The organism is Stenotrophomonas geniculata ATCC 19374 = JCM 13324 (genome assembly GCF_001431625.1).
Classification (GTDB): domain Bacteria; phylum Pseudomonadota; class Gammaproteobacteria; order Xanthomonadales; family Xanthomonadaceae; genus Stenotrophomonas; species Stenotrophomonas geniculata.
Genome location: NZ_LLXT01000101.1, coordinates 1 through 7,749, shown reverse-complemented (window position 1 = coordinate 7,749; position 7,749 = coordinate 1). Strand labels below are relative to the sequence as shown.

The window sequence follows — 7,749 nt, the reverse complement described above, 5'->3', positions numbered from 1 at the left end:
CTCCTCCCCCCCTCCCCCGCGTCGGCTGCACAGCGCGCTGTCCATGCCGTATTTCTCGTTCGCCCAGCCGCTGACCCCACGGAGCTGAATATGAGCGACATCCAGTGGAGCGACGGCGCTCCCATCTACCGTCAGTTGAAGGAGCGCGTGATCGCCATGATGCTCGACGGAATCCTCAAGCCGGGCGATGCCCTGCCTTCGGTGCGCCAGGTGGCCGCCGACTATCAACTCAATCCCATCACCGTTTCGCGCGCTTACCAGGAACTGGCCGACGAAGGCCTGGTCGAGAAGCGCCGCGGCCTGGGCATGTTCATGACCGAGCAGGCGGCCACGCAGCTGCGCAGCAGCGAGCGCGACCGTTTCCTCAACGAAGAATGGCCCGCGGTTCTGGAGCGCATCCAGCGCCTGGGCCTGAGCCTCGACGAATTGCTGCCCCAGGGGAAAGTCTGATGAATAGCACTGCAAGTGAGTCGGTCATCACCGCCCGAGGCCTGCGCAAGGCCTACAAGACCACGGTCGCCCTCGACAATGCCAGTTTCAGCATTCCAAGCGGGCGTATCGTCGGCCTGATCGGGCCCAATGGCGCCGGCAAGACCACCGCGCTGAAGGCCCTTCTGGGCCTGACCTCGGTGGAGGGTGAACTGAGCGTGCTCGGCCGCGACCCGCGACTGCACCGCGACGAACTGATGAACGACATCTGCTTCATCGCCGACGTCGCCGTACTGCCGCGCTGGCTGAAGGTCCGCGAGGCGATCGACTTCGTCGCCGGCGTGCACCCGCGCTTCGACCGCGCCCGTTGCGAGCGCTTCCTGGCCAATACCAAGCTGCAGCCGAAGCAGCGCGTGCGCGAGCTGTCCAAGGGCATGATCGTGCAGCTGCACCTGGCGCTGGTGATGGCCATCGATGCCCGCATCCTGGTGCTGGACGAACCGACCCTGGGCCTGGACATCCTGTACCGCAAGGAGTTCTACCAGCGCCTGCTGGAAGACTACTTCGACGAACAGAAGACCATCATCGTCACCACCCACCAGGTGGAGGAGATCGAGCACATCCTCAGCGACGTGATGTTCATCCGCGACGGCCGCATCGTGCTCGACGCGGAAATGGACGACGTCGGCCGGCGCTACACCGAGCTGCTGGTCAATGCCGACCAGCTGGACACCGCCCGCGCCCTGAAGCCGATCGACGAGCGCAGCCTGGCGTTCGGCAAGACCGTGATGCTGTTCGATGGCGTGCCGCGCACCCAGCTCTCCACCCTTGGCGAGACCCGCAGCCCGGGCCTGGCCGATCTGTTCGTCGCCATCATGAAGGGGACCTACGCATGAATGCCGTCAACCACCCCGTCAGCCCGATGGGCACCCTGCGCTGGCTGCTCAAGCGCGAGTACTGGGAGAACCGTGGCGGTTTCCTGTATGCACCGCTGATCGCCGGCCTGATCTCGCTGGTGATGAGCACCATCGGCATCGCCTTTGGCCTGTTCGCTCTGCATCGGGCCGCGCGTGATGGCGGCCTGCACATCGATGGCGAAGACGTGAACATCAACGGCCTGGACCTGGCCCTGCTGACCCGCGACATCAGCACCAAGGACCTGGCCGACCTCGGCAACGGCCTCGACCTGACCCTGGTGCTCAGCTCGGCCTGGCCGTTCCTGGTGCTGGCCTTCGTGGTGTTCTTCTACTGCCTGGGCGCCCTGTACGACGATCGCCGCGACCGCAGCATCCTGTTCTGGAAGTCGTTGCCGCTGTCGGACACGCAGACCGTGCTGTCCAAGGTGATCAGCGCACTGATCGTGGCACCGTTGATCGCGGTGATCGCTGGCATCCTCACCATGTTCGGTTTCATGCTGATCATCAGTGCCGTCGCGCTGCTGCACGGTGGCAGCCCGATGACCCTGATCTGGGGCCCGGCCAGCCCGCTGACCCTTGCCGCTGGGCACCTGGCCTGGATTCCGGTCTATGCCCTGTGGGCCCTGCCCACCGCCGGCTGGCTGCTGCTGTGCTCGGCATGGGCCAGGAGCAAGCCGTTCCTGTGGGCGGTGATGCTGCCGCTGTTTGCCGGCGTCATCATCAGCACCACCAAGGTGATGCCGCTGATCGGCCTGACCACGGGCTGGTTCTGGCAGAACATCGTCGGGCGCCTGCTGCTGGGCGCCGTGCCGGGCACCGACCTGGTGTACCGCCTAAGCGCCGATGAGGGCTCGCGCCGCGATCTCGAGTCGGTCGTCAGTCTGATGTCCCCCGCCTCGCAGCTGAAGTCGCTGGCGATGCCGGAACTGTGGATCGGCGCCGTCGTCGGTGCAGTGTTCATCTTCCTTGCCATCCGCCTGCGCAAGCGCGCCGGCGAGATCTGATCCCATCCATCCGGAGGCATTACCCATGCGTTCCCTGCTCGCCTGTTCTGCGTTGTTGCTGTTGCCGTTGTCGGCGCTGGCCGCCGATGCTCCGAACTGCAAGTTCACTGCTGCCCGCGCGCTGAAGCTGGACGTGGCCGGTGCCAAGACGGTGGTGTTCGAGGTCAACCAGCATGACCTGAAGGTGGTCGCCAGCGCTGGCGGCGGCCAGCTGGACGGCCGCGCCTGCGCGTCCAGCCAGGAATGGCTGGACCAGCTGGTACTGGACCAGCGCAAGGTGGGCGACAAGCTGGTGGTGAGCCTGCGCCGCGACGGCCGCCAAAGTGGCATCAGTCTGGGCAACAGCTACGCCTGGCTGGATATCCGCGGCAGCGTGCCGGACAACCTGCCGCTGCAGCTCAAGGTCGGCTCCGGCGATGCCAGCGTAGAGAACGCACAGTCGCTGAGCGTGGATGTCGGCTCCGGTGATGCGGTCGCCCGCGGTACGCGCGGCAGCATCCACGCCGCGGTGGGCTCGGGCGACCTGAACATCGACGGTGGCAGTTCGCTGAACCTGCTGTCGCTGGGTTCGGGTGACGTCAATGCCCGCAACATCGGCGGCGACGCGGTCACCGGCACGGTCGGTTCGGGTGACCTGAAGATCACCGAGGTGCGTGGCAACGCACGTCTGGATACGGTCGGCTCGGGCGATATCGAGTTCAAGCGCGTGCAGGGCAGCGTCGAAGTCGGCGTGGTCGGCTCCGGCGGCGTCGACCTGGCCGATATCGGCGGCAACGTGCATGTGCGCAGCCACGGCTCGGGCGACATCCAGGTGGACGGCGTACGCGGCAGCCTGACCGTCGATCACAGCGGCAGCGGCGATGTCGAACACCGCAACGTCAGCGGCCGGGTCACCCTGCCGCGCAGCAAGTAATTCTCTTCCAGACACGTCCAGGGGAACATCATGAATCTGTTGCGCCTGCTGCCTGCCACCCTGCTGTGCCTGCCGCTGATCGCCTGCGGCGGCACGTCCTCCGCCCCCGACAAGACCATCGGCAAGAGCGTCGCCGAAGCCACCAGCGGCGTCGGCCAGACCGTCAAGGAAGCCATGGACGATGCCCGCAAGGACATCGCCCAGGGCAACATCAAGATCTCCGCTGACAAGCAGCCGCGTGCGGAGATCACGCCCGACGGCCGCCTGCTGATCGCCGGCAAGGAGGTCGCGGCCAACGACACCCAGCGCCGCCACCTGCAGGAGTACCGCGGCCACGTGGTCGCCATCGCGATGGACGGCATGGATGTCGGTCTGGCAGGCGCCAAACTGGGTGCCAGCGCGGCCGGCGAAGCGCTGAAGGGCATTTTCAGCGGCGACAGCGAAGGTGTCGAAAAGCGCATCAATGCCGAAGCCGAGAAGATCGAAGCCCAGGCCAAGCGCATCTGCGACCGCCTTCCGGCGATGCTGGCCAGCCAGCAGGCGCTCGCACGCGAACTGCCGGCGTTCAAGCCCTACGCGACCATGGACCAGGGCGACGTGGACGACTGCGGCAAGGACACCGTGGTCCAGCGCTAGGCCTGTGACAGATCAGCGCACCCGGCCGGCAGCGGCGTCCGGCTGCCGGCCGTAGTGCGCCGTCCGGCTTACAATGGCGGCCCCGGACGCCCCCGAACCGAATGTCATGAAGAAGCTGTTTCTGCTGCTGACCGCCCTGCTCTGCCTCGGCCTGGTCGGCTGTGACCAGGAATACCGCAACCACCGTGCCGAGCGCGGCAAGCCCAAGATTTCCGTCAGCGAAGGCATGGTCACCGTGCGTCGCCCGCCAGCACCGAACATCATCATCCTCGCCGATGGCACGATGAAGATGGACGAGATCCAGATTCCGCTGGACGACGGACAGAAGCAGATGCTGCAGACCATGTTCGGCAAGCTGCAGGTGCTGCGCCAGAACACCCTGGTGGCCGCACCGGCCGATCCCAACATGCAGCCGGTGAAGATCCAGCCGCCAGAGGGCATGGAAGTGATTCCGACGGACCTGATCCAGCGCATCCCCGAGTTCAAGGATTACACCGGCACCTTCGGCAACATCGTCGCCGACCGTCGCTGAAGAAAAACGCCGCCCGAGGGCGGCGTTTCCTTTTGTAGAGCCGGGCATGGGCTCGGCTCTACAGATTACAGAATCCGGATCAACCGCCGCCACCGCCACCGGCCTGGATGCCACCGGCCGTCAGCGCGGCCGGGTCCAGCAGACGACGCAGCTCGGCTTCGGCCAACCCGCTGTCCTCCAGTGCCACGTCCAGCACCGGGCGCTGTTCCTTGTAGGCACGCTTGGCAATCGCCGCAGCCTTCTCGTAGCCGATGATCGGATTCAGTGCGGTGACCAGGATCGGATTACGCGCCAGCGCCTCGGCCACGCGATCCTCACGCACCCTCAGCCCGGCGATCGCGCTGTCCGCCAACAGGGTCGACACGTTGGCGAGCAGGCCGATGCCATCGAGCAGGTTCACCGCGATCAGCGGCAGCGTGACGTTGAGCTGGAAGTTGCCGGTCTGGCCAGCCACGGTGATCGCGGTGTGGTGGCCGATGACCTGCGCACAGGCCATCACGGTCGCTTCCGGAATCACCGGATTGACCTTGCCCGGCATGATCGAGCTGCCCGGCTGCAGTGCCGGCAGTTCGATCTCGCCCAGCCCGGCCAGCGGACCGGCGTTCATCCAGCGAAGGTCATTGGCGATCTTGATCAGCGCCACGGCCAGCGCATTGAGCTGGCCGGACAGCTCGACTGCATCGTCCTGCGCGGCCAGGCCTTCGAACTTGTTCTCGGCGCTGTCGAACTTGACACCGGTCTGCTGCTTCAGCGCCTTGGCCACTTGTGCACCAAAACGTGGGTCGGCGTTGATGCCGGTGCCGATGGCGGTGCCGCCCAGCGGCAGGCGACGCACGCGCTTCAGGCTGTCTTCGATGCGCTCCTGCGCCGAGGCCAGCTGTGCGGACCATGCGCCGAACTCCTGCTCGAAGGTGAGCGGCATCGCATCCATCAGGTGGGTACGGCCGGTCTTGACCACCTTGCGCAGGCTGCGGCCCTTCTTGTCCAGGGTCTTGCGCAGGTGCACCAGCGCCGGCAGCAGCTGCTCATGCGCGGCCAGTACCGCCGACACGCGCAGCGCGGTTGGAATCACGTCGTTGGAGCTCTGCCCCTGGTTGACGTGGTCATTGGGATGCACAGCGGCCTTGCCGGCACGGTTGGCCAGGGTGGCGATGACCTCGTTGGCATTCATGTTCGAGGATGTACCCGAACCGGTCTGGTAGACGTCGATCGGGAAGTGCGCGTCCCAGTCGCCGGCAGCCACTTCGGCGGCGGCGGTCTGGATGGCCTTGGCCACATTCTTCGGCAGGTGGCCCAGCTCGGCGTTGACGCCCGCGGCGGCGCCCTTGACCAGGCCCAGGGCACGGATGAAACCGCGCGGCATGCGCTGGCCCGACACCGGGAAGTTCTGCACGGCACGCTGGGTCTGGGCGCCCCACAGGGCGTCCACAGGCACCTGCAGCTCGCCCATGCTGTCGTGTTCGATTCTGAAACCCTTGCTTGCAGCTTTGCTCATTGCATCAACTCCGCACTACTTCAGTTGGGGAAAGGGAAGCGGCGGCTGGCAGGGTGTCGCTTCCCGGGCTGGCGGCTGCGCCAACGATACTCCCTTGCCCGCAGCGTGGGATGACGAGCACGGGCCAGATCGTTTCATTCGCAGGGCCGTGTTGTAGAACCGAACCTACGCTCGGCTGGCCCGTGGGCGCTGGATTACCCGGAGCAGCCGCGCGTGGGCTCGGCTCTACAGGGCACGCCTGCCCGGCACGTCGTAGAATATGGCCCCCGCCGCTCGTCCCAGCCCTGCCGACATGTCCGATTCCGCCCTGCTCGCCCTGTCCCCGCTCGATGGCCGCTATGCCGGCAAGGTCGATGCCCTGCGCCCGATCTTCTCCGAGTACGGCCTGATCAAGGCCCGCATCACGGTCGAAGTGGAGTGGCTGCTGGCCCTGGCCGCCGAGCCGGGCATCGTCGAGCTGGCCCCGTTCTCCGACGCCGCCGTCGCCCGCCTGCGCGCCCTGGCCGCCCGCTTCAGCCCGGCCCAGGCCGCGCGCGTGAAGGAAATCGAGCGCACCACCAACCATGACGTCAAGGCGGTGGAGTACTTCATCAAGGAACAGCTGAAGGACGACACCGAGCTGGCACCGGCGCTGGAATTCGTGCATTTCGCCTGCACCAGCGAAGACATCAACAATCTCAGCTACGGCCTGATGCTGGAGCAGGCCCGCCGCGAGGTGCTGCTGCCGACCCTGGACGGCATCGCCAACAGCCTGCGCAGCCTGGCCCACGCCCAGGCCGGCCAGCCGATGCTGTCGCGCACCCACGGCCAGACCGCCTCGCCGACCACCCTGGGCAAGGAACTGGCCAACGTGGTCGCGCGCCTGGAGCGCCAGCGCAGGCAGATCGCTGCCGTCGAGCTGACCGGCAAGATCAACGGCGCAGTAGGCAACTACAACGCGCACGTGGCCAGCTACCCGGACGTGGACTGGCCGGCCTTCGCCGAGCGCTTCGTGACCGGCCTGGGCCTGGTGTTCAACCCGTACACCACGCAGATCGAGCCGCACGACAACATCGCCGAGATCGGCGATGCCGCACGCCGCGCCAACATCATCCTGATCGACCTGGCCCGTGACATCTGGGGCTACGTTTCGCTGGGCTACTTCAAGCAGCGCCTGAAGGAAGGCGAAGTCGGCTCGTCGACGATGCCGCACAAGGTCAACCCGATCGATTTCGAGAATGCGGAAGGCAACTTCGGCATCGCCAACGCGCTGTTCGAGCACTTCAGCGCGAAGCTGCCGATCAGCCGCTGGCAGCGTGACCTGACCGATTCCACCGTGCTGCGTGCACTGGGCACCGCGTTCGGCCACAGCCAGGTGGCACTGGATTCGCTGGCCAAGGGCCTGGGCAAGCTGGAAGTGAACCCGCAGCGCCTGGACGCGGATCTGGACGCGGCCTGGGAAGTGCTGGCCGAAGCCGTGCAGACGGTGATGCGCCGCCATGGCCTGCCGAATCCGTACGAGCAGCTGAAGGCGCTGACCCGTGGCCAGGGCATCACCGCCGAGTCGATGCGTGCGTTCGTGCAGGGGCTGGAACTGCCGGCGGATGCGAAGCAGCGCCTGCTGGAGATGACCCCGGGCAGCTACACCGGTCTGGCGGAATCGCTGGCGAAGAAGATCTAAGGGGTTTCCTTTGCGGCGGCGGCCGCGGGCGCTGCCTGCGGCAGGCAACAGCAACGGCAACAGCAACGTCAAAGGCGGCTCTGGGTTATGTCGCGCTTGGCGGGGCGGGTTGGGTTCGCGGGGGACGCCGTGAATCCGTCCGTGGAGCAACTGTGTTGATGGA

8 protein-coding genes are annotated in these 7,749 nt (G+C 66.4%); 7 read left to right on the top strand and 1 reads right to left on the bottom strand.

The genetic code is table 11. The features are described 5' to 3' along the window. The first annotated feature begins 90 nt into the window (after positions 1-90). The 6 genes from ARC63_RS09800 (at position 91) to ARC63_RS09775 (ending at position 4,431) form a co-directional block, all read left to right on the top strand. Positions 91-450, top strand: coding sequence for a GntR family transcriptional regulator (locus ARC63_RS09800; protein WP_006453095.1), 360 nt, complete (start codon positions 91-93; stop codon positions 448-450). Next, positions 450-1,325, top strand: a complete 876-nt coding sequence (locus ARC63_RS09795) for an ABC transporter ATP-binding protein (protein ID WP_010480412.1) — start codon at positions 450-452, stop codon at positions 1,323-1,325. The genes ARC63_RS09800 and ARC63_RS09795 overlap by 1 nt, the downstream gene beginning before the upstream one ends. Beyond that, positions 1,322-2,350: an ABC-2 transporter permease gene (locus tag ARC63_RS09790; RefSeq protein ID WP_010480410.1), complete on the top strand. Its 1,029-nt coding sequence runs from the start codon at positions 1,322-1,324 to the stop codon at positions 2,348-2,350. The genes ARC63_RS09795 and ARC63_RS09790 overlap by 4 nt, the downstream gene beginning before the upstream one ends. Positions 2,351-2,375: 25 nt before the next feature. Then, positions 2,376-3,263 (top strand): DUF4097 family beta strand repeat-containing protein, encoded by an 888-nt coding sequence (locus ARC63_RS09785; protein ID WP_057503136.1) that lies wholly within the window; start codon positions 2,376-2,378, stop codon positions 3,261-3,263. Positions 3,264-3,293: 30 nt separating this feature from the next. Continuing rightward, positions 3,294-3,899 (top strand): YggN family protein, encoded by a 606-nt coding sequence (locus ARC63_RS09780; RefSeq protein ID WP_057503135.1) that lies wholly within the window; start codon positions 3,294-3,296, stop codon positions 3,897-3,899. A 106-nt stretch (positions 3,900-4,005) separates the two neighbouring features. Next, entirely contained in the window at positions 4,006-4,431 is a 426-nt protein-coding gene (locus ARC63_RS09775) for a hypothetical protein (protein ID WP_057503134.1), read from the top strand. A 79-nt stretch (positions 4,432-4,510) separates the two neighbouring features. Here ARC63_RS09775 and ARC63_RS09770 read toward each other — a convergent pair whose 3' ends face one another. Then, the gene (locus ARC63_RS09770; RefSeq protein WP_057503133.1) at positions 4,511-5,926 is read right to left on the bottom strand and encodes a class II fumarate hydratase; all 1,416 of its coding nucleotides are present in this window, start codon (positions 5,924-5,926) and stop codon (positions 4,511-4,513) included. Between the two features lie 292 nt (positions 5,927-6,218). Between ARC63_RS09770 and purB the strand changes: the two genes are divergently transcribed. Continuing rightward, positions 6,219-7,586, top strand: a complete 1,368-nt coding sequence (gene purB, locus ARC63_RS09765) for an adenylosuccinate lyase (RefSeq protein WP_049455481.1) — start codon at positions 6,219-6,221, stop codon at positions 7,584-7,586. The last annotated feature ends 163 nt before the right edge of the window (positions 7,587-7,749 follow it).